Below are 18,483 nucleotides of genomic sequence, written 5' to 3'. Positions count from 1 at the left end.
AAAATTATAATCATAACAAACTAATCCGCAGGCAAATACCTGCGGATTTGCTGTTTATCGGGAGGAAGCTTTTTTAGTATTATTGTAAGTGATAGCCATATCGATAAAGTAATAGATTTTTTCTTTCTCGTCCTCGGGTAATGCTTCAATATCTTCTATTCGTTTAAGGAGCTTTTTATCCAATACCATTTTAGCTGTTCCACCAATCAAGACTACCACAAGCAGTATGCTAGCCGCACTCATACAGGCATTCAGTTCTTCCACTATCTCTGATGGTACACATGCGGCTGCGGGTACAAACTCTGCTATTTCGTCAGCATATACATCCAGTGAGTACGAAGAGTTGATCAGCAAGGATGCTGATGAGAACCTTGCCACTAAACCCAGGGCGTATCTCACCTATGTGCTTTTTGACGACCTGTTCAACATGGCAGATGATAATAGTGGTGTGAAACAGTATAATACTCCCCAAAAATCGGACAGTAAGTTTAAGTGGAAAAACATCTTAAATTTACGATATGAACAAGGGAAGAAGAAAGTTCAATGCAGCATTTAAAGCGAAGGTAGCAGTAGAAGCCTTAAAAGAACAACTCACACTTGCAGAGCTGGCTGAGAAGTATGATTTACATCCCACTCAGATAACGGAGTGGAAGAAACAGCTGTTATCAGGCTCTGAACAGGTATTTGATCAGGGTAAGAAAGCTGATTCTGAAGCAACAGATCACCAGGAAGAAAAGGATGAACTATATAAGCAAATCGGTCAACTCAAGGTAGAGAATGACTGGTTGAAAAAAAAATCTGAACAGGTCTATGGGAAGAACTGGAAGGATGGCTATAGTAAGCAAGGATGATACGGAGCTTAGCATTGTACGTCAATGTCAATTGCTTGAAGTATCCCGTAGCAGTCATTATCATGAGCCTAAAGGAGAGAGCAAACAAAATCTGGAGCTGATGGCTCAGATTGATCGTCTCCACCTTGAACATCCTTATTTCGGGGCTGTTCGGATGGCCAAACATTTGAGTACAGATGATCTGGTTGTCAATGTGAAGCGGATTAGGCGCCTGATGCGAAAAATGGATATTTCGGCCATATATCCGGTTCCCAATACGAGCGAGGCATATAAATACCACCAAAAGTATCCATACCTGCTAAAGGGGCTTAATATTGACAGGAACAACCAGGTTTGGAGCATGGATATCACTTACATTCCGATGGCGAAAGGTTTTATGTATCTGTGTGCGATTATAGACTGGCATAGCCGGTATTTGCTATCCTGGACGCTAAGTAATACCATGACTGTTGATTTCTGCCTGGAAGCCCTTCAAAAGGCCGTTTCCATCTATGGCACTCCTGAGATCCTAAACACAGATCAGGGAAGCCAGTTTACCAGTGAGGAATTCACCTCAGCGGTATTAAATGCTGAGATCAAATTCAGCATGGACGGTGTTGGAAGAGCTACAGATAATATTTGTATTGAAAGGTTTTGGCGTAGCATCAAATACGAGAACATCTATCTCAATGCTTACGACAGCACGCTGGAATTATACAAAGGAATTCACAGGTATGTGGAATTCTATAATTGGGAACGAAAACATCAAAGCCTTGGATATGTTACTCCTGCTGATGTTTATGGCGCTGCTGATAAGTTATCCACATATTCACAGCAATTCACAAAGAGAAAAAAAGTAACAAAAAAAGAGAAAGTTTATAATAGTAGTAATAGATTTGATTCTTTAATTAATAACCCACCTATTGCTGTCTAATAAATGGGGAGTATCTAACAGGTACAGGAAAATCCTGATGAATTGCAAACATTGACGGTAGAGAAGTTCCTTATTAAAAAAACAGGATTTGTTTATATTTATACAAGCAATGAAAGTGGGGAGAATGTCTACTTCGACAATCTTGTTATTGCACACAATAAAGGACCTTTATTGGAGGAGACGCATTATTGGCGGGCACACGATGGCAGGAATTTCTGACAAAGCGTTGAAGGGGAACTATGATGAAAACAAAGTTAGGTTTAACGGGAAGGAGCTCCAAAATAAAGAGTTCAGCGATAGAACCGGCCTGGAAGAATACGATTTTGGAAATAGGTTTTATGATCAATGGGTGGAATAACTGATCCGGATCACCCTGACAATATCTCAATACCAAGTGAAGAGTTAATTGTAAGACCTAACGAATCTATGATTAGAAAAGAAAATGGGGTAACTCCCAGAGCAGAGCCGTACATCAATAGAACGCCTAAACCTTTAGATATGAAAAAAATGCCTAAACTGCAATCTTTATGAGATGGATATTCGCCTTATTAATTAGCACCACGCTTTATGGACAATCATCCTCCTTAGATGAGATAAACATTAAATGGAACAAAAGAACGTTGTCTGATATGGCGGCCCAATTAAAATCTGAAATTAATGATCCTAAATTATATTATCGGGATTCTATAAATTATTCAACCTATTTGGAAATGTTATCAGTCGATAGCATTGATGAAATTTCAGATCGTTTCACATTTTTGAAACATGTATCATTATTCTATCCTGATTTTTTTAATGATTATTATGTTATTGAATTAACGAAATTAGGAGAATTGCTAAGAACATTTAAGTTTATCGTAGAAGTAAATGCGAATAATACAGTGAATGTTTATGGATTTTGGAGGGTTGCTGGTGATTGGGAATCTGTAGGTATAAGTAAAGGAATAAAATTAGAAATAAGGGGGTTAAATGAAATACTTGTTGATACTAAGGGCCTTAATATGGAAGATATTATTGTTACTCAATTTAAGGGGGATAATGTGCTCTTATCAAAGTATTTTGGTGTTTTTGCATTACCAGGTGGTAACTTTATCCCTAAGGTTCTATCCATGTATCTTTCGTCTTACGAGAGATATAATAATTGATAAGTTTAATGTGCAAAAGGGTTGAAGTGATTCCTGGAAGAAAAATATGCATATTAATAACGATTTAACTTATAATGGATGCAAATGATTAATAGAATCACTCAAATATTCCTGCTTTTTAAATATTAAGCAAGTGATACCCTGCAGCTGCGGGTCAAAGCACTTTATAAAAGCACGGCAGCCAGCACCACCGGTACGACCACAAGCAGTATGCTAGCCGCACTTGTACAGGCATTCAGTTCTTCCACTATCTCTGATTGCATATTCCGGAGTAAACTGGCTCTTCGTCAATTTTGGTGGAAAGTTCTGCATTTTTATAAGGCTATTGAATGGTTAACATTTTTTTCAATAAATTAAAACTTGCCTTTCCATACAATTGTCTTTTGACTGTTTTCAATTTATTTATCTGCCCCTCAACCTGCCCATTACTCCATTCCAACAACATTGCGTTCTTAATGTCTATTACGGTGATACTGGTCCGGCCCAAACGGAGGATATGGGGCCAGGGTTAACGGAGTCATTGGGCCACTTTCCATTGCAATATTACGGGTATTGATTAAAAATTAAGCAGTAAGTTTCTTTTTCTTTCTCAAAGATTCCCCAGTTAGTGATATTCTGTGTGAAGAGTATACTAGTCTGTCTAGTATTGCATCAGCCATGGTGCTTTCTCCTATTAGGGGATGCCACTGTTCCACTGGTATCTGAGTAGATATAATAGTAGCCCCTTTCTCATAACGTTCTTCGATTACGTCAAGTAAGGCTGCGCGGGCTGCCTGATCTACTGGAGTCAATAAAAAATCATCTATAATTAGTAAGGGGAGCTTTCCAAGTGTACGTAACATCTTGGAGTAGGATCCATCCAGTCTGGCTAATTTGACTTTGTCAAGGAAGCGTGTGGAAGGGTAATAATGAGTACGGTTAAGCATCTGACAAGCTTTTACACCGAGGCATTGTGCGAGGAAGCTTTTGCCACAGCCTGTAGGACCGGTTATAATAATGTTCTCGGATTTCTCCAGGAACTGTAGATTAAGTAATCTTTCTATCACATTCTTGTCGAGATTACGATTAGTCAGATAGTCAATATTCTGTGGTGATACGACCTGTTTAAACCCAGCCTGCCTGATCAGGCTTTCAATACGGTTTTTCTGACGATGTTCCCATTCAGCATCCACCAACAGTGTCAGTAGTTCATCTGCTGTATAATGTGCATAATGTTGGTCAGTAAGACTTTGATGATAAAGACCTGCCATTGCGATTAGATGCATTCGACGTAATTTTTCTACGGTGTTGTTTTCATTCATTATGATATGTTTTATAGATAATTGTGGAGGAATAGATTAGCGGTACTCCGAAGCTCCACGGATGTTAGTATGCTCTGGGATAGTGGGTAGCTCTGTAAGAAGTTCTTCTAACTGGTCAAGCCCAGCCTTCAAAATGCGTTCGATGGTATGATAGCCTGCTTTATGATATTCCAGTGCACGATGACATGCCTGTTCCAGGCGTTGTATGCCATAATCTTTTCCTAATGCCAGTATGCCCTGGCATTGCTTATAAGCGATTTCAGGATAATTATACTGAGCTAATAGCCTTTGTATATAGAGAAGAGTATTATTACCTACCAGAGCTGCTTTATCCTCAAAAAACTGAGGGCTCCAGCCATTATATACCTGATGAGTGGAGGGCATATGTTCGCTGACTGTGGTATAGTGCCCTGAAGTAAAACAGCGACGGTGACTGGCTATGCGGGTGTGATTATAAAAGATCTCTACTGATAATTGATTATACTGCACCTCCACATGCAGGCCCTGATATCGATAAGGTACGCTATAGTAGTTACGGTTTTCACTTAAGAAGATATAGCTTGTCTTCTGCACCTTGGCACGTCTGTATTGTCGTAGATGATAACGCCCCTGAGGTAATGGTTGCAACCATTCCTTTTCAGTGTCAATAAATTGTTGCCGGCGGGTAGTACCTCCATGCGCAAACAGGTAATCATTATAAGTTAAAAGCATATTGCTGATCTCAACATTGATCTCGTCGAGGGAAAAGAAGGTATGACGGGATAGCGGATAATAAATACGCTGATACACCAGCTCAACTGAACGTTCGACTAACGCCTTATCGTGTTTATGTAAATATTTACATAATCAGGATTATGGAAACAAATATGTTATGTAAACTTTTGACGCTTAACCCGAGTACTTACAAGACTTTCCTTACTCAAAAGTTTACATAACACTTCACTTATTTGGCAAGGCTTTCCAGCCAGTTCAACAGCCCTTTGTCTTTTTGCCAGGATGGATCCTCAGAAAGATCTGGAGAAAGACTTGTTTTCTCTATCGCTTCTCGTTTCTGCCTGTTGTCGATTCTGGCATATATTTCGGTCGTAGTCACTGACTCATGACCTAAAAAGTCTCGTATACATATTAAGTTCACGCCGTTCTGTTGCAGCATCATAGCTTTGCTGTGCCTTAAGGAGTGTGGACTTACATTGGCAGGTATTAAGGCTTGGTTTATTTTTCTAGCAGCCGCACTATACTTTTTCAGTATCATGGTAATAGCCATTAGTGTTAGTTTGCTTCCTCTTCCATTACTGAACAAGGGGTACTCAGTGGCCTTCCCTTCTAAAAGCCTGTTTTCCTGCATATATATCTTTAACGAGGCTGTCGCCTGATCTGACAATGGGATTAGCCGCGTTTTATTTCCTTTTCCCGTTACCCTTAACAAAGTTGGTTTTCCAAAATTGACTCTGGCGGGAACCAGATCAGCTATTTCCTGAACCCGTCCGGCACAATCGTACATAAGCGACAAGAGCGTCAGATCCCGCCTTCCTTTAGGAGTAGATGTATCCGGCTGGGCCAATAATAGTTTCATGCCGTCAGCACCTAAATAAACTACTGTTGCTTTGGGGGCTCGTTTCACTTTGATAGCAAGTATCCGCTGCCATTCTTCCATATAATCCGGAGACTTATATATCAGGAAGCGGACAAAAGCATGGATAGCAGCCAGACGCACATTTCGGGTGGATATACTACATTTCCTTTCGGTCTCAAGCCATTCTAAAAAACCAACGATACGCTCCTGTGTTATGTCTATAAATTCAAGATGATCCACTTTTATGTAGTGATTATCGCGCATATGGATAATAAAAAGGCTTATTGCATCCCGGTAAGCAGCAACGGTATTCTTCGAGCAACCTCTTTCTCCAACGAGATATTTCACCATAAAGTAGGTTAAGTATTTGGCAAATTGAGTTTGTTTCATACGATTACTGGCTTTTGAGGTGAGGAAAGATATATAAGCAGATGCTATCGGTCTGACTTATTAGATCAGGGTACATTTCCGAAGTCATTCTTACATACCTGTCAGTTGCTGCTATAGACTGATGGCCAATATAGGTAGACAGTATGGGAAGTATATAGTACAGATCTTTTCCTTCCTTTGCCAGGGAAGCCATGGATTTAACACAAAAAGTGTGTCGAAGATCATGTATCCTCGGACCAACTGTTTTTCCACGACGTTGTATAGAGGCCGCTTTTAGTATCTTAGTCCACCAATGAAAGAAGCTATTTGGTGGACAAGGGCAGCCATTCATCTTAACAAAGAAGCAATCACTGTGATGAGGAAGCAGTTCTCTGTATTTCCTGTACTGCCTGCAGACTTCGACCAGCGATTCTGATAAGGGCACCATCCGGTCTTTACCGTTTTTACAGTTGCGTAGAACGATATACCCTTGATCAAGATTAACGTCTTTGTTCAATAATGCCGACGCTTCACCGATTCTAATACCAGTTCCTGCCAGCATTCGAAAAAAAGCCGGTAGTACAAAAAGGTTGCTTCTGGCATGCTTATCATAAAGATCCAGTGTGTCGCAGGCTTTAAAGATAGCTCCTAGTTCATCATCAGAAAATATATAAGGAATGAAGTTGTCATGTTTTGTAAATACCTTACAGGGAATATAAGTATCATATCCAAGATTAGATAAATAGATAGCAAACTGACGTAAAAAGCAGTTTCTGTGGCTCCAGGTATCTGTAGCTTCATCAGGGCGCCTGTTACACCATTTTTCAGCCAGTTCTTTTGTAATGGTTACGGAAGAAAGTCCTTCTTTGCAAGCAAAAGCATCAAAAGCAAACAAACTATACTTCTGAGCTTCAGATCTAAAGCCAAGGTTCTTTCTCATATTGATATACTCCTGAACAATAGGCGCCAGTATACCAGGGTTCTTATATTTATTATTCATAAAATGCTCCTCCTTTTTGCGTATAAAACGCTTCAGAAACAACCGGCACTTCCATCGCACATTGGCGTAACGATTCCATATCTATGCGCAAATAGCACATCGAGGTTTGTGTACTGGCATGCCCGAGCAATTCTGATATAACGGGTAAGGGCGTTTTCTGCTCTAGTAAGAAACTGGCCATTGTATGTCGTAATGCATGTGAACCATGTTTTCGCTCACCAATAAAGACTCCTGACTTTGTAATATTCCTGCTCGCCGTCAATGACACTCTCTTAGCACTAATCGGTATAACAGGGAACTGCTTTTCAAGAAAAACATGCGCATCATTGGAGGTTGGTCTTGCATATTTGATATAATCTATGAGGGTTTCGCCAACATCTGTGGTTAACGGAAGCACCACTTTTTCATTTGTTTTAAACTGATTAAAAGATATACTATTCTCAGTCCATCGAATATTTTCAAACTTAAGCCGGCTAATGTCAGAAGCTCGCATTCCCAAGCGTACTGCCAGGATTAGCAGAGCATAATCTCTCTTTCCCAAAGCGGTGCTTCTATCGATAGAGTTTAATATCGTACGTACTTCGTCTTTTGTATAGGTCGATGGCAGCTTTGGTTGCTTTTTATAATTGTCTTTAGGAACAATTACAGAAAAGTCTCTGGCTGTCTTATTTTGTTCATACAGATATCTCAAAAAACCTTTGATTATGGACAAGGCAAGATGTTTAGCTCCCGCAGCTTCAGGCAGTAAGTTTGACGTGTACTTCATCAGGGCGAGTGAAGATATTGTATTGCAGGCGTGTATTTCACTTGCATTTAAGTACTTTAAAAACTGGTATAGATAATAGGAGTAACTGTGCAATGTTTTGACATTCAACCTCAATTTTCTTTTGGATTCGACATAAGCTGCAATTTCATTACCAATTTCTCCAGAAAGTACTACACATTCCCTGCGACGTATCACTTCAATCATCCTGCCTGTCTCTGCAAATTGTATTAAACATAAGGCGCACCGCAGGGAATGCTTTTCGTGATGCGTTAATGATGGTATTGGCCGCAAACCATAGGTGGCGTTGATATAATCGGCGACTGTTGTTGAGGAACAATGAACAATCTTGTTAATATCCATGTACTTTTTAATCCTCCCCCAGATCCAGTTATACATAGATATAGTAGATTCGCTTCTACCTATGTCTTTAAGATATCCAGAAGCCGCCTTTGTTAAAGCTCCATAAGAGCGGTAAACTTTAGTCATAATATTATCTTTTAAGGGGAAGTGACATTACTAACCCATGTAGAAGATAATATTATGTAAACTTTTAGTGCAGGATATGGCTGTAAACAGTGGATCTTAGTCGCAAAGTTTACATAACATATTTGTTTCCATAATCCTGAGGGTGATATGGGCGAGCAGGGTCTACCGCGCAACTATAAAAAAGAGCAAAATCGGCCAATGTTTTATTGATCAGTGGAGCATATTTATGAGCTTTACTTACTGCGCTTTTGAGATTATCAGATACAATAGCTTGTGGGACTCCTCCAAGCCACTGCAGGCAGGAAGATAAACAAGAGATCAGATCTTCCCTTTTCTGTGAAGATACAGCTCTTACAAAGGTGTATTGGCTGCAAGGCAGCACTGCCACGAACACCTCTACTGCTATGAGTTCTCCTGTAGTTTTATCAACATAGGAAAGCTTATCTCCACAAAAGTCTACATACAGCTTATCGCCGGCCTTATGTAGCAGTTTTCCACCTGGTGTGGTTCTTTTATTCCATTGTCGTATATGCCAGCAAAATTGTGTGTAACGATAACCATCCGGATGTTTTAACAGGTATTCCTGGTGTAATGCTCCAAGTGTACAACCCGGCTTCAGTAGTTCTTTTTCAAAGTAGCTGAAGTAACCTGCCAGTGTCTCATAGCGTTCTTTCTCTGTCTGGCTATCCTCTGTAAACAATTCTGCAAGCTCGGTATCTTCCAGCTGCAATAAAGCGTCCCATGACAGGTCCAATGCTTTAAAGCGGGCCATGTAACTGTCTACAGTCTTACGGTTGATCTTAATATAATCCGCAATCTTACGGTTACTCCAGCCTTTCTGTTTCAGTGAAATTAATGTACGTACTTCCATGACATTGATTCTTTGACCCGCCATATACCTAATGCTTTTTAGGTACAAGACTATTGCAAATCATGGAAAGTGGCCCAATGACCTCCGTTTTTAGCTACGGTTATCGATTAATTTGGCCCAGCGACTTCCGTTTTAAGCAGAGGTTAAACTTGTTTTGGCCCAATGATCTCCGTTTTAAAGAGTGGAAGGTGGTTTTTGGCCCAGTAACTTCCGTTTTAGGCCAATAGGATACCTTCATTTTGGCCCAATATCACCGTTTTGACTGGCCCGGTATGCTCCGTTGGGGCTGGCCCAATGACCTCCGTATTAGACACTTAACGGCATCAAAATCTGAAAGAAGGCTATTCGCAAAGGATATCATTTCTTTCACTCCAGATTTTAATGCCTTATTTACCCAATTATTTAATCTTTCTCCCTTTCTCTTGATGATCATTCTTCTAAATTGGCGTGATAGAAGACATGATCTCTCAATATCAGAAACTGATTTACACAGTGCATTTACCACTTTGTTTTCAATTTCATTTAACAGTGATGCTGGTTTAGATAATAACAAAGATGCTTTATTAGGAGACCATAACTGCCTGGGCAACTCTTCTTGATCAGCATTAGGTTTTATCCGTACACAATTTTTAATAAAATTGTAAACAGCCGTCTTGCCTCCATTATACCCTGAATTTTTTAGCTCAATTATTATCTTACTAGAGGTTATTCGTGGGTTTGCGATAATACTTTTTTTGATAAGATCAGCATATTTTGTAAATGAAAATTGATTAGGAGATAATCTTATTGGAGGCTCCTGAAGCCTTAGAAAGTTAGTCACTTTCTCTCTACTTATTTTCATTAATGATGCTATGCTCCTGATTGATTCACCATTTGCATGTCGGGATTTAATCTCATCCATTTGACATTGTCGATTATAATAACTGGGTGTAATCTGCCTTGGCAGATCTGCTGGTGCCAGTACTGTAATATTCCCGTCTAATTTCTCCTCGTCTTTTTGCTTAATGATTCCCTTATATGTTTTATAATGCCGCACCAGAAGCTTTTTCAATGATTCACTAAGGTTTTGTAATAGGTGAAATCTGTCTGCAACCTGGATTGCTTCAGGGCTACCGTTTCTTACACCATTTGCGTAATTCGAAAACCGGTCTCTACTAACTATTTTTACTCCAGGATTATCCTGCAGCCATTTTTGAATGGTGGCAGCTTCTCTATCCGGTAATAGTTCTATGATTTTATGTTTTTCCATATCTACAAGCACAGTTCCATACCTGTGCTGCTTCTTATAGGCCCAATCATCGATTCCTAATACTTGAGGTGTTTCTGGTTTTATAATAGGAGCTTTATGTATATTTCTAAGGATAGTAGAAGCACTAACACTGACATTATGTAGTTTACACAGCCTTGCTCCCGCATTTCCCCCAGTCAATAATCCTGTTTTTAGAAGTATTGCTGCAAGCCGTTCACTCATACGGGAATAAGGCTTGAATTGCTCGTTAAAACGTTGCGAAAATATTTTCTTTTCACAATTATTGTTCTTACAATAAAATTTCCTTGTCAAGAGATTTATGCATACCTGTTTGCCAAATGATGGTAAGTCTTTTATCTTTCTATAGTAATAACTGTGTATACTACCACTTTTCCTTTGGCAATTAGGACATTTAGCAGTTTTCAATCGGCTCTCTACATTAAGGTATACTATATTTTGTACTTGTATAATTGATTTGATATTAAAAGCTTCACTCCTTTCAAATATGAGATTTTTTGAATTCATTGGGGCTGATCACACATTCAACTCAAGTTACACCATTGAAAATTTCCACCAAAATTGACGAAGAGCCGGTTTAAAGCAGAATGCTGGTAAACTTTGCTCGGAATAAGCACTCTGATGGTACGCATGCGGCTGCAGGTACAAATTCCGCTATTTTGTCAGCATATACATCCAGTGAGTACGAAGAGTTGATCAGCAAGGATGCTGATGAGAACCTTGCCACTAAACACAGGGCGTATCTCACCTATGTACTTTTTGACGACCTGTTCAACATGGTAGATGATAATAGTGGTGTGAAACAGGTACAGGGAAATCCTGATGAATTACAAACATTGACGGTAGAGAAGTTCGTTATTAAAAAAACAGGATTTGTTTATATTTATACAAGCAATGAAAGTAGGGAAAATGTCTACTTCGACAATCTTGTTATATCTCACAATAGTGGACCACTGTTAGAAGAAACTCACTATTACCCATTTGGATTGACGATGGCTGGGATTAGTAGTAATGAGCTGAAAGGAGCCGGATACTAAAAAAATTTGCTACAATATAACGGCAAGGAAATTCAGCAGAAGGAGTTTTTGGATGAGAAGGGACTTCATTGGTATGATTACGGTGGAAGGATGTATGAAGTGCAGATATCCAGACGGCAATGGGTAGACTTGTTATGTGAGAAATCAAGAAGGTATTCGCCATATAATTATGCAAATCTTAACCCAATTCGATTCATCATTGACCCCGATGGAAATTATACAACTATTATCGCGCGAATTTGACGCTGCCACCCGGAAATTCTATTTTTAGATAAATTAGTTTGAATTATACATTTTTTGATCATAACGTCTTCAAAACAAATGGAAAAATTTTATATAGGTGAAATGATTAGTCCCGAAGTCGGCCCGAATCTAAGTGTTATATCAATTTTTAATGAAAAAATTTGTTCCTTTCTTAAGGAAAGAGATTATGGTAGTGGTGTATTAAATTTAGTTATTGGGTTTATATGTATGAACCCTAAAAGCTTAAAGATCTTGAAATTAAGAAAACCTAGTTATGTCCTGGGCCCCAAAATAATTAAAACTAAAGGACTTCCTGAGTCAATAATTGAAAGGAATGTTGAGTACGAATTCATTGCTGATTTCCAAAGTATATTAAATGCACAAGGAGGAGAATTAATCAAACGAATTAAAACCGAACTTATTAATTCCATTGTAGCAATTGATGTTTTGGAAATTCCTGATTTTGATAAAGAGAAATTTAAGAAGGACTTTATTGAGTGTGTAAGTCAGATACAAATATGAGTTCTAATATTATATTGAATAAGGAGAAGGAAGTGTTTCTTCTCCTTATTTTAATTTTAGTTAAATCCCTGCTCCTGATTATATAGTGAATAGGACCTTCGTTAGTATTTTGAATGATGCCAGGGGATATTATTACAATAGTTTCTAAAGCTTTTTATAAATCACTTATTTGTATGAAAGATTTTTCAATTAGCTTATATATAAGCCCAGAAGTGAAATTTAAACTTGGAATTATCAATCAATTTAATGAACTAATTCTTTCTTTTCTTAAACCAAGACATTACGGGATTGGCGTCGAATATTTATTTATTGGTTTAAACTGCATGAATCCAAGAAGCCTGAAAATTTTAAAACTTAGAAAGCCTAAATATATTGGCCCTCCTAAAATTATTAAAATGCCAGGACTTGAAGACAGGGTGCTTGAGAAAGCCATCGAATATGAATTCATAGCGGATTATGCAGAGATTATGAATGGAGATGATGATAAAGTAATTGGGATAATTAAATCAAATTTGATTAATTCTATTACCGCAATTGACGTTTTAAAGATACCTGATTTTGATAAAGAGAAATTTAAAAAAGATTTTATTGAATGTGTGATTCAGATATGAATGTAATTTCAAATATTATATTAAATAATGAAAGGAAGAACCAATTCCTTCTCATTATTTTTAAATATAGCAAATACAATATTTATTTATGAAGGTTATGTTGTTATTATCAGCGGCGTTATCCAGTGCTCAGAAAAAAACGGACTTACGGCATAACGAAAAGCGTAAACTTATTTTATTTTCATCTGATCTGAAAAAGCAAGCCCAGGATAAAATGATGATAGAAAAATTTAGCCCTGAATTAATTTCAGCTCAATGGTGTAAGGATTAGAATTTTAGGGATAAGTCATGAAAAAATTACAAATGGATATGACATTGGAACCTTAATTGCTAATGAACTGATTCCCCAAACAGCTCTATTAGTTTCCACTTTTGCTACTCCCTTTTTATAAATTCCCTTTTAGATATAAATCTTCTTTTTCACTCTCATAGTAAAACTGCAGGTACTTACCTATAGTTTTACTTTTATCCAGGTGAAGAAAAATACTATTTATTGTTCTTCAAGAAACTAATCCAAAACTCCAGATCTTCATTTTTAAATTTTTCCCTCCAAATATCTGGTTTCATATCACTTAAAATAAATCCTGTTTTCCTGTATAATTCATATAATAGCAAGTTAGCGGCCCAATCTGTTTCAGGGTTTTTTAATGCTGAGATCCATTCATTTGATTTCATATTAGCAATGAGACCTGAATCTCCAGTTTGTTTTTCTACTCTAACCTGGTATAAAGCCCCCATCATTTTACCATTCTTATATTGAGGACCTACAATCCATACTCCATAAGAAATGTTATTATTATTTATATGATTAAAAATTTCCAGATGCTGACATTTAGCTTCTAAATAATAAATAATTGATAAGAAGAATAAAGATAGTCTGAGCATATTATAAATTTACAGATTAATTATATTATTGACCCATGAATGCAGCAAATGACCAACAATGTCGATACGAAATGGCCAAAAGGCCAAACTACAGAAAATGATGATAACGCAAGATCTGCAAATAAATTAGGTGGACAACAAAATTTAAAATACAACTATCCCCCCAATTCAATTAATTTCAATACATTAACATTCCAATTTTCATTAAATAGGAAAAATGAAACACATATATGTACTATTATTTTTAACATTCTTCACTCATACCCTCTGGGCTCAGGAAATAAAGGATAGTACCAATATTGTACTTGTAAGGGGATCTATAAGCCAAGGAGATAGGTGGGAACGCAAAATCAGGGTCTATGCCGATAGTTTAAACTACTATTCAGACAAAACTTTACCACATTTCATAACTGATGAATGTTTTGACGTTACATTTACTGCTTCAAAAGCGGCTGATGATTATGAATCACCAAGATGGGCAATTCTTGAAAGAGTATATAATAATATCACTCTTCAAAAGATTATTAAAACCCAAAACAAATCACTTGATAAAAAATGCTCTATCAAAATGCCATTTGAAGATTCTAATTATAAAGCGTCATTTCGGCAACTGGCCCAAAAAAGGCTACAACAGATCAAAGACAAACCTGGGGCTCAATTAATTCAATAATTAAAACGCGATATATATGTTCAGGTAGCTGATGACCATTCATCAGGTACTTTATCTTTAGAAAAAAGTAGTGATTTAAAGGTAAAGATGATGATAGGTTTTCGCATATTATCGCTACCAATTAATAAAATTTAAAGGCATATACTCCAATCTATTTGTTTGTAACCTGATTAGGTGGAGTAATATATAAACCTTTTAGGTTCTTACAATAAAACAGATCCCATATTACCTTTCCACCTTCAAGTTCTATGAATATGCCACCTACATTAATTCCACCTATATGCAATTTCCCACTTATTCTTGATTCATCTAAATATGAAATTAGTTCCAAATCGTAATATTTCCTCTTTTGAATAGGTACTCCTACATTTAAAATACTTTTGGGAGAGGCAATTTTCAAAACTTTGCCGTCTTTTTTAGCATATATTACATACACTGACCCTACAGAATCGATACGTTGTATTTTATACCTATATATAGGCATGTGGATGGTATCAAATAGAGATTGGGAATACACTTTGATTGAAGAAAATAATAAAAATAAAATTCCTACGTGCACTCTCATAATGTTTTTATTTGTGTCTTTGAATATATATAATGAGAAGCAGGAGAATACAATTATACCCACGAATATATACCTAAAAAAGATTGAAAATAAGATGAAAAAATTAATACTCGCTTTTATTGTATGCGTTGTTTCAACATATAGTCTTTATTCTCAGAATAAAATAATCAAAGGGCGAGTGATGTCTGATCATTTTGAAACTGGGTCATTAGTAACAATTATGATTAATGATACAGCTAAAGTTGGCAGCACAGATTTCGATGGTTTTTTCCAAATAGACATCCCTGTCTCCGTGAATAAAATATTATTTTGGTCTGTTGGAATGGAAACAGCAACTATTAACCTTGTAGATAAATGTGATGAATTAGAGGTTGTAATGATGTTAAGCTGTACTTATGATTTTATGACTCTTAAGAAGGTAGATAGGCTTCGAAAGAAACAATTTGATAAGCTGCCAGAATTACATAAAGAAGCATTTGAGAAAGGTATATTTAAAACAGATAAACCTTGTTATATACAAGAGTTTAAACCTTATTATAAGAAAAAACCAAAGTGAAGTTAAAACAATAACAACAAAGCCGCAGTGATGCTGCTTTATTTTATTGAGCAATCAATTGCGAAAAATTATCCTTTATTTTTTATTAGAGACAGTCAGGCCAATCATTGATGGCTAGCTGTTCATCTTTGCCCAAAGTATCAACTAAAAAACTTTTTTTCATCAGTTCACGGTTCTTAGAATTTACTTCTTTAAAAAGTTCATTAGCCTGAAACAGTTCTGGCAGTTCTACACCAGGAGCTTTTTCCATACGAATCACAGCAGAAAATGAAGGTCCGTTTTGCCGCCTTCAATTCATTCAGCCTAAGATTAGAATGAGAAAGGATTACCACTTTCTAATTTCCAATACCCCATTTATTCTACCCTTATTTCCCTGACCGTTCCATTCCCCGGCAGGTCTACCGCCACTACCACAACCTTGCCACCAGCCGGTAAACCCGCAGCCTTATAATACCAATCCACGCCATTCCGACCTAAAACCGCCTTCCCTCTTTCCAGCATTACACCCGCTGCATCATGCACCCGTACTTCCACTTCTGCTACCCTGAATTCTTCCTTTGCCGTTACCACTACGGTCTCGTCTTCGAACTGAATATTCTGAATCTCGGGCGACTTGTAAGCATCTTTCACGGCCATATTATAGGCATTCTGGCCCGGTCCGGCCAGTGATTTATAATATGCCTTTATATCAGGATCCTGTATGATCACCTTTGCATAAGCTGCCGCAACGCGCATCTTATACCTCGCTTCCAGCTGCTTTTTAGTCGGCTTGTTCTTTGACGGACCACGCTTCTTCGCTATGATAATCTGCCCGTTCCGTTTATAAATTGTGAATTGATTGCCGAGAGTGCCCTCCACGGACTGAAGTAGTAAGTTATCCTTGACAATAGCCATAACAAACAATTTTGGGGTTGTAAGATCAATTTAAAACAATTCTTTGAAAGAATAATGCGACAATAACGCCAAATGAGTACTAACACATCACTTAATGGGCACCTCAATATCAAATTGATATAAAGATGTCCTTTTAATGTACTTATGGTAACCTGATAATATTATAGCTTAGCTATTAATCTTACCCCTCGGAAAAATTGTTCTCTTTGATTATTTTTAGCAAATGAATATCATCCCTCAGCTGAAAGAACTGGCCGAAAGATATGACGTCGAAGAAATGGATGCCCTGGTAGAAAGCCTTTCACCTACCCAACTGGAAGAATATAAGGAAGAAATAATTGCCGCCTATGATATGGTTTACTCCTATGGTGTGTATGACCTGGACTGCGATAAAGTAAGCAACCCGGAAGACTTTATCTTTTACCTGCTCGGTATTATCGACTCCATTCAGCATTTCTTTCCCGATCAGCTATACTCCCAGGAACGGGGCTATTGTTACCAAAACCTGGCAGATCGTGCGAAAGTATTTGAGGATAAGGTACGTTACATCCAGGAAGCTATCCGCATTTACAACATCGCTCCACAAACCACCGACATACAAATGTCTATGGTGAGGGCGCTGACGGATAAAATGGAAATCACAAAGCAATTCACGACTGAAGCGTTCACTGAATTACTGTATTTTTTCAGACCTGTGCTCAGGGATATCACTGCTATCAGGGCGTTGGTTCATCTATGCTTCAGGGTACGCAGTCTTCCTTTTGAGCAGAACCATTACTGGCATCAGCGGCTGTTACATGAGTTCGAAGGCGCTATGCATGAACTGGCAGAAAAACATCCACTCGTTTACCTCGACTGGGCTGAAACTTACCATTACATCCTCTTTCACGACTCGCCGGAAATTGATACAGCATACAAGGCTATAATGGTCGCGCAAACAGCCTTGCTGTTACAGCCACTTGAAGGCCATTATACAGAAGATCCTGAACTGCTGAACCGTTTGGGCAAAGGATTTGCAGATACTGCCAAAAGATTGAAAGAGAACGATTTGAAACTGGCATATTACTGGATTTCGGTAGAGTTTTTCACCAAAGGTCATGTACAACAGCCCGCTGCCTGGACCTTTCCTGTATATGCCACTAACGCATTGCTTGCCATCGCGCAGATCTATCATGAGCAGGGGGCTTACGAAAAACTGATCAATACCTTTGAACACGGACTACAGCTTTTTGCACAGGTATATAAGCATGAAGAGGATTTTCAGCTGAATCTTTACTGGGGCGATTTCCTGCTTGCCTATACCGGAATGGCCTACGATTACAAGTCTCCCTCCATCAACCACCAGGCAGAAGAAAAGCTGCAACTGGCGGCCGTAATGGGCAGAAATTACTATTCACATCCTTACATTTCCATGGCAAGGCTTGCCATAAAATCAGGCAATAAAGAAAAATGTGTACAACTATTGCTACAATGCAGGGATGCTATACGTTCTACCGGGTATGATGCTTACGACCTGGGCGAAGTATTGCGCGACGAGGATTTCAGGGAGGTATGGGGCCAGCTGTCCTGACCCTTACAGCTTTCTACCTGCAGGTCTGAAATACCAGGATACCACGGTCAGTATTGCAAATACCAGTGGTGCTATGAAATGTGCAAATTGATCTCCTGCAGCAATGTGTGAAATGACAGCGCCTGTCATGGCAAAGAAAAATCCTGCATACGCCCATTCTTTTACCAGCGGAAACCGGGGTGTGAGGATGGCGATGACACCCAATATTTTCCACACCCCAAGGATGGTCATGAAATAAAGCGGATATCCCAAATGGATAATTCCATCCACATTGTCCTTTTGTCTGAGAATCTGCGCTATTCCCCCTACAAACATAAATAAGGAAAGGAAAATAGTCACTGTCCAATAGATGATATTGTTTCGCTTTGTCATTATGTAGCTATTTGAC

The 18,483-nt window shown here is 38.1% G+C and carries 24 protein-coding genes; 12 read left to right on the top strand and 12 right to left on the bottom strand.

The window, feature by feature from the left end:
* Window positions 1–226 precede the first annotated feature (226 nt).
* From QQL36_RS13220 to QQL36_RS13200, 5 genes are all read left to right on the top strand, one after another.
* Window positions 227–556: a hypothetical protein gene (locus QQL36_RS13220; protein WP_321569950.1), complete on the top strand. Its 330-nt coding sequence runs from the start codon at window positions 227–229 to the stop codon at window positions 554–556.
* Complete coding sequence (locus QQL36_RS13215; protein ID WP_321566443.1) at window positions 519–851, top strand: transposase; 333 nt, start codon at window positions 519–521, stop codon at window positions 849–851. Before QQL36_RS13220 ends, QQL36_RS13215 begins: the two co-directional genes overlap by 38 nt.
* Window positions 811–1,764, top strand: a complete 954-nt coding sequence (locus QQL36_RS13210; RefSeq protein WP_321568416.1) for an IS3 family transposase — start codon at window positions 811–813, stop codon at window positions 1,762–1,764. Before QQL36_RS13215 ends, QQL36_RS13210 begins: the two co-directional genes overlap by 41 nt.
* A gap of 88 nt (window positions 1,765–1,852) precedes the next feature.
* Complete coding sequence (locus QQL36_RS13205; RefSeq protein WP_321569949.1) at window positions 1,853–2,122, top strand: hypothetical protein; 270 nt, start codon at window positions 1,853–1,855, stop codon at window positions 2,120–2,122.
* A gap of 169 nt (window positions 2,123–2,291) precedes the next feature.
* Complete coding sequence (locus QQL36_RS13200) at window positions 2,292–2,909, top strand: hypothetical protein (protein ID WP_321569948.1); 618 nt, start codon at window positions 2,292–2,294, stop codon at window positions 2,907–2,909.
* A gap of 563 nt (window positions 2,910–3,472) precedes the next feature.
* On the opposite strand, the gene istB is transcribed toward QQL36_RS13200, so the two are convergent.
* The 7 genes from istB to QQL36_RS13165 form a co-directional block, all read right to left on the bottom strand.
* On the bottom strand, window positions 3,473–4,174 hold the full coding sequence (gene istB / locus QQL36_RS13195; protein WP_321569947.1) for an IS21-like element helper ATPase IstB: 702 nt from the start codon (window positions 4,172–4,174) through the stop codon (window positions 3,473–3,475).
* 72 nt (window positions 4,175–4,246) lie between these two features.
* Complete coding sequence (locus QQL36_RS13190) at window positions 4,247–4,999, bottom strand: Mu transposase domain-containing protein (RefSeq protein ID WP_321569946.1); 753 nt, start codon at window positions 4,997–4,999, stop codon at window positions 4,247–4,249.
* A gap of 154 nt (window positions 5,000–5,153) precedes the next feature.
* Window positions 5,154–6,173 (bottom strand): tyrosine-type recombinase/integrase, encoded by a 1,020-nt coding sequence (locus tag QQL36_RS13185; protein WP_321569945.1) that lies wholly within the window; start codon window positions 6,171–6,173, stop codon window positions 5,154–5,156.
* Window positions 6,174–6,177: 4 nt separating this feature from the next.
* Window positions 6,178–7,152 carry a tyrosine-type recombinase/integrase gene (locus tag QQL36_RS13180; protein ID WP_321568521.1) on the bottom strand — a complete coding sequence of 325 codons (975 nt, stop codon included), beginning with the start codon at window positions 7,150–7,152 and terminating at the stop codon, window positions 6,178–6,180.
* Complete coding sequence (locus tag QQL36_RS13175) at window positions 7,145–8,404, bottom strand: site-specific integrase (protein ID WP_321568522.1); 1,260 nt, start codon at window positions 8,402–8,404, stop codon at window positions 7,145–7,147. The genes QQL36_RS13180 and QQL36_RS13175 overlap by 8 nt, the downstream gene beginning before the upstream one ends.
* Window positions 8,405–8,513: 109 nt before the next feature.
* Window positions 8,514–9,299, bottom strand: a complete 786-nt coding sequence (gene istA, locus QQL36_RS13170; protein WP_321569944.1) for an IS21 family transposase — start codon at window positions 9,297–9,299, stop codon at window positions 8,514–8,516.
* A gap of 226 nt (window positions 9,300–9,525) precedes the next feature.
* Complete coding sequence (locus QQL36_RS13165; protein WP_321569943.1) at window positions 9,526–11,049, bottom strand: ISL3 family transposase; 1,524 nt, start codon at window positions 11,047–11,049, stop codon at window positions 9,526–9,528.
* A 152-nt stretch (window positions 11,050–11,201) separates the two neighbouring features.
* Here QQL36_RS13165 and QQL36_RS13160 point away from each other — a divergent pair, with 152 nt between their 5' ends.
* The 4 genes from QQL36_RS13160 to QQL36_RS13145 all read left to right on the top strand — a co-directional run bounded on the left by QQL36_RS13160 (window position 11,202) and on the right by QQL36_RS13145 (window position 13,226).
* Window positions 11,202–11,579, top strand: a complete 378-nt coding sequence (locus tag QQL36_RS13160; RefSeq protein ID WP_321569942.1) for a hypothetical protein — start codon at window positions 11,202–11,204, stop codon at window positions 11,577–11,579.
* A 321-nt stretch (window positions 11,580–11,900) separates the two neighbouring features.
* Window positions 11,901–12,344 carry a hypothetical protein gene (locus tag QQL36_RS13155; protein WP_321569941.1) on the top strand — a complete coding sequence of 148 codons (444 nt, stop codon included), beginning with the start codon at window positions 11,901–11,903 and terminating at the stop codon, window positions 12,342–12,344.
* A gap of 173 nt (window positions 12,345–12,517) precedes the next feature.
* Window positions 12,518–12,955, top strand: coding sequence for a hypothetical protein (locus QQL36_RS13150; RefSeq protein WP_143709175.1), 438 nt, complete (start codon window positions 12,518–12,520; stop codon window positions 12,953–12,955).
* Between the two features lie 97 nt (window positions 12,956–13,052).
* Window positions 13,053–13,226: a hypothetical protein gene (locus QQL36_RS13145; protein WP_321569940.1), complete on the top strand. Its 174-nt coding sequence runs from the start codon at window positions 13,053–13,055 to the stop codon at window positions 13,224–13,226.
* 215 nt (window positions 13,227–13,441) lie between these two features.
* Here the strand turns inward: QQL36_RS13145 and QQL36_RS13140 are convergent, their stop codons facing one another.
* Window positions 13,442–13,840 carry a hypothetical protein gene (locus QQL36_RS13140; RefSeq protein ID WP_321569939.1) on the bottom strand — a complete coding sequence of 133 codons (399 nt, stop codon included), beginning with the start codon at window positions 13,838–13,840 and terminating at the stop codon, window positions 13,442–13,444.
* Between the two features lie 217 nt (window positions 13,841–14,057).
* Between QQL36_RS13140 and QQL36_RS13135 the strand changes: the two genes are divergently transcribed.
* Window positions 14,058–14,510 carry a hypothetical protein gene (locus QQL36_RS13135; protein ID WP_083730241.1) on the top strand — a complete coding sequence of 151 codons (453 nt, stop codon included), beginning with the start codon at window positions 14,058–14,060 and terminating at the stop codon, window positions 14,508–14,510.
* A gap of 151 nt (window positions 14,511–14,661) precedes the next feature.
* On the opposite strand, the gene QQL36_RS13130 is transcribed toward QQL36_RS13135, so the two are convergent.
* Window positions 14,662–15,075, bottom strand: coding sequence for a hypothetical protein (locus QQL36_RS13130; protein ID WP_143709162.1), 414 nt, complete (start codon window positions 15,073–15,075; stop codon window positions 14,662–14,664).
* A gap of 94 nt (window positions 15,076–15,169) precedes the next feature.
* On the opposite strand from QQL36_RS13130, the gene QQL36_RS13125 reads away from it, so the two are divergent.
* Window positions 15,170–15,631: a hypothetical protein gene (locus QQL36_RS13125; RefSeq protein ID WP_143709161.1), complete on the top strand. Its 462-nt coding sequence runs from the start codon at window positions 15,170–15,172 to the stop codon at window positions 15,629–15,631.
* A gap of 85 nt (window positions 15,632–15,716) precedes the next feature.
* On the opposite strand, the gene QQL36_RS13120 is transcribed toward QQL36_RS13125, so the two are convergent.
* Together QQL36_RS13120 and QQL36_RS13115 are read right to left on the bottom strand one after the other, a co-directional pair.
* On the bottom strand, window positions 15,717–15,881 hold the full coding sequence (locus QQL36_RS13120; RefSeq protein WP_179091371.1) for a hypothetical protein: 165 nt from the start codon (window positions 15,879–15,881) through the stop codon (window positions 15,717–15,719).
* Between the two features lie 104 nt (window positions 15,882–15,985).
* A complete protein-coding gene (locus QQL36_RS13115) occupies window positions 15,986–16,525 on the bottom strand; it encodes a hypothetical protein (protein WP_321569938.1) in 540 nt (179 codons plus the stop codon).
* Between the two features lie 223 nt (window positions 16,526–16,748).
* On the opposite strand from QQL36_RS13115, the gene QQL36_RS13110 reads away from it, so the two are divergent.
* Window positions 16,749–18,095, top strand: coding sequence for a hypothetical protein (locus tag QQL36_RS13110; RefSeq protein ID WP_321569937.1), 1,347 nt, complete (start codon window positions 16,749–16,751; stop codon window positions 18,093–18,095).
* Between the two features lie 3 nt (window positions 18,096–18,098).
* Here QQL36_RS13110 and QQL36_RS13105 read toward each other — a convergent pair whose 3' ends face one another.
* Window positions 18,099–18,467 carry a DoxX family protein gene (locus QQL36_RS13105; RefSeq protein WP_321569936.1) on the bottom strand — a complete coding sequence of 123 codons (369 nt, stop codon included), beginning with the start codon at window positions 18,465–18,467 and terminating at the stop codon, window positions 18,099–18,101.
* Window positions 18,468–18,483: the final 16 nt, after the last annotated feature.

This window comes from Chitinophaga sp. LS1, assembly GCF_034274695.1.
Lineage (GTDB): Bacteria > Bacteroidota > Bacteroidia > Chitinophagales > Chitinophagaceae > Chitinophaga.
The sequence above is the reverse complement of the archived record's forward strand: the minus strand, read 5'-3'. Positions and strand labels throughout refer to the sequence as shown.

What these genes read in the sequence shown, in the direction of transcription:
- istA (WP_321569944.1), bottom strand. Translation starts at nt 9,299, where the DNA reads ATGGCGGGTCAAAGAATCAATGTCATGGAAGTACGTACATTAATTTCA.
- QQL36_RS13145 (WP_321569940.1), top strand. Translation starts at nt 13,053, where the DNA reads ATGTTGTTATTATCAGCGGCGTTATCCAGTGCTCAGAAAAAAACGGAC.
- QQL36_RS13200 (WP_321569948.1), top strand. Translation starts at nt 2,292, where the DNA reads ATGAGATGGATATTCGCCTTATTAATTAGCACCACGCTTTATGGACAA.
- QQL36_RS13130 (WP_143709162.1), bottom strand. Translation starts at nt 15,075, where the DNA reads ATGAGAGTGCACGTAGGAATTTTATTTTTATTATTTTCTTCAATCAAA.
- QQL36_RS13115 (WP_321569938.1), bottom strand. Translation starts at nt 16,525, where the DNA reads ATGGCTATTGTCAAGGATAACTTACTACTTCAGTCCGTGGAGGGCACT.
- QQL36_RS13140 (WP_321569939.1), bottom strand. Translation starts at nt 13,840, where the DNA reads ATGCTCAGACTATCTTTATTCTTCTTATCAATTATTTATTATTTAGAA.
- QQL36_RS13135 (WP_083730241.1), top strand. Translation starts at nt 14,058, where the DNA reads ATGAAACACATATATGTACTATTATTTTTAACATTCTTCACTCATACC.
- QQL36_RS13155 (WP_321569941.1), top strand. Translation starts at nt 11,901, where the DNA reads ATGGAAAAATTTTATATAGGTGAAATGATTAGTCCCGAAGTCGGCCCG.
- QQL36_RS13105 (WP_321569936.1), bottom strand. Translation starts at nt 18,467, where the DNA reads ATGACAAAGCGAAACAATATCATCTATTGGACAGTGACTATTTTCCTT.
- QQL36_RS13220 (WP_321569950.1), top strand. Translation starts at nt 227, where the DNA reads ATGCTAGCCGCACTCATACAGGCATTCAGTTCTTCCACTATCTCTGAT.
- QQL36_RS13125 (WP_143709161.1), top strand. Translation starts at nt 15,170, where the DNA reads ATGAAAAAATTAATACTCGCTTTTATTGTATGCGTTGTTTCAACATAT.
- QQL36_RS13120 (WP_179091371.1), bottom strand. Translation starts at nt 15,881, where the DNA reads ATGGAAAAAGCTCCTGGTGTAGAACTGCCAGAACTGTTTCAGGCTAAT.
- QQL36_RS13175 (WP_321568522.1), bottom strand. Translation starts at nt 8,404, where the DNA reads ATGACTAAAGTTTACCGCTCTTATGGAGCTTTAACAAAGGCGGCTTCT.
- QQL36_RS13180 (WP_321568521.1), bottom strand. Translation starts at nt 7,152, where the DNA reads ATGAATAATAAATATAAGAACCCTGGTATACTGGCGCCTATTGTTCAG.
- QQL36_RS13185 (WP_321569945.1), bottom strand. Translation starts at nt 6,173, where the DNA reads ATGAAACAAACTCAATTTGCCAAATACTTAACCTACTTTATGGTGAAA.
- QQL36_RS13110 (WP_321569937.1), top strand. Translation starts at nt 16,749, where the DNA reads ATGAATATCATCCCTCAGCTGAAAGAACTGGCCGAAAGATATGACGTC.
- istB (WP_321569947.1), bottom strand. Translation starts at nt 4,174, where the DNA reads ATGCATCTAATCGCAATGGCAGGTCTTTATCATCAAAGTCTTACTGAC.
- QQL36_RS13150 (WP_143709175.1), top strand. Translation starts at nt 12,518, where the DNA reads ATGAAAGATTTTTCAATTAGCTTATATATAAGCCCAGAAGTGAAATTT.
- QQL36_RS13215 (WP_321566443.1), top strand. Translation starts at nt 519, where the DNA reads ATGAACAAGGGAAGAAGAAAGTTCAATGCAGCATTTAAAGCGAAGGTA.
- QQL36_RS13210 (WP_321568416.1), top strand. Translation starts at nt 811, where the DNA reads ATGGGAAGAACTGGAAGGATGGCTATAGTAAGCAAGGATGATACGGAG.
- QQL36_RS13165 (WP_321569943.1), bottom strand. Translation starts at nt 11,049, where the DNA reads ATGAATTCAAAAAATCTCATATTTGAAAGGAGTGAAGCTTTTAATATC.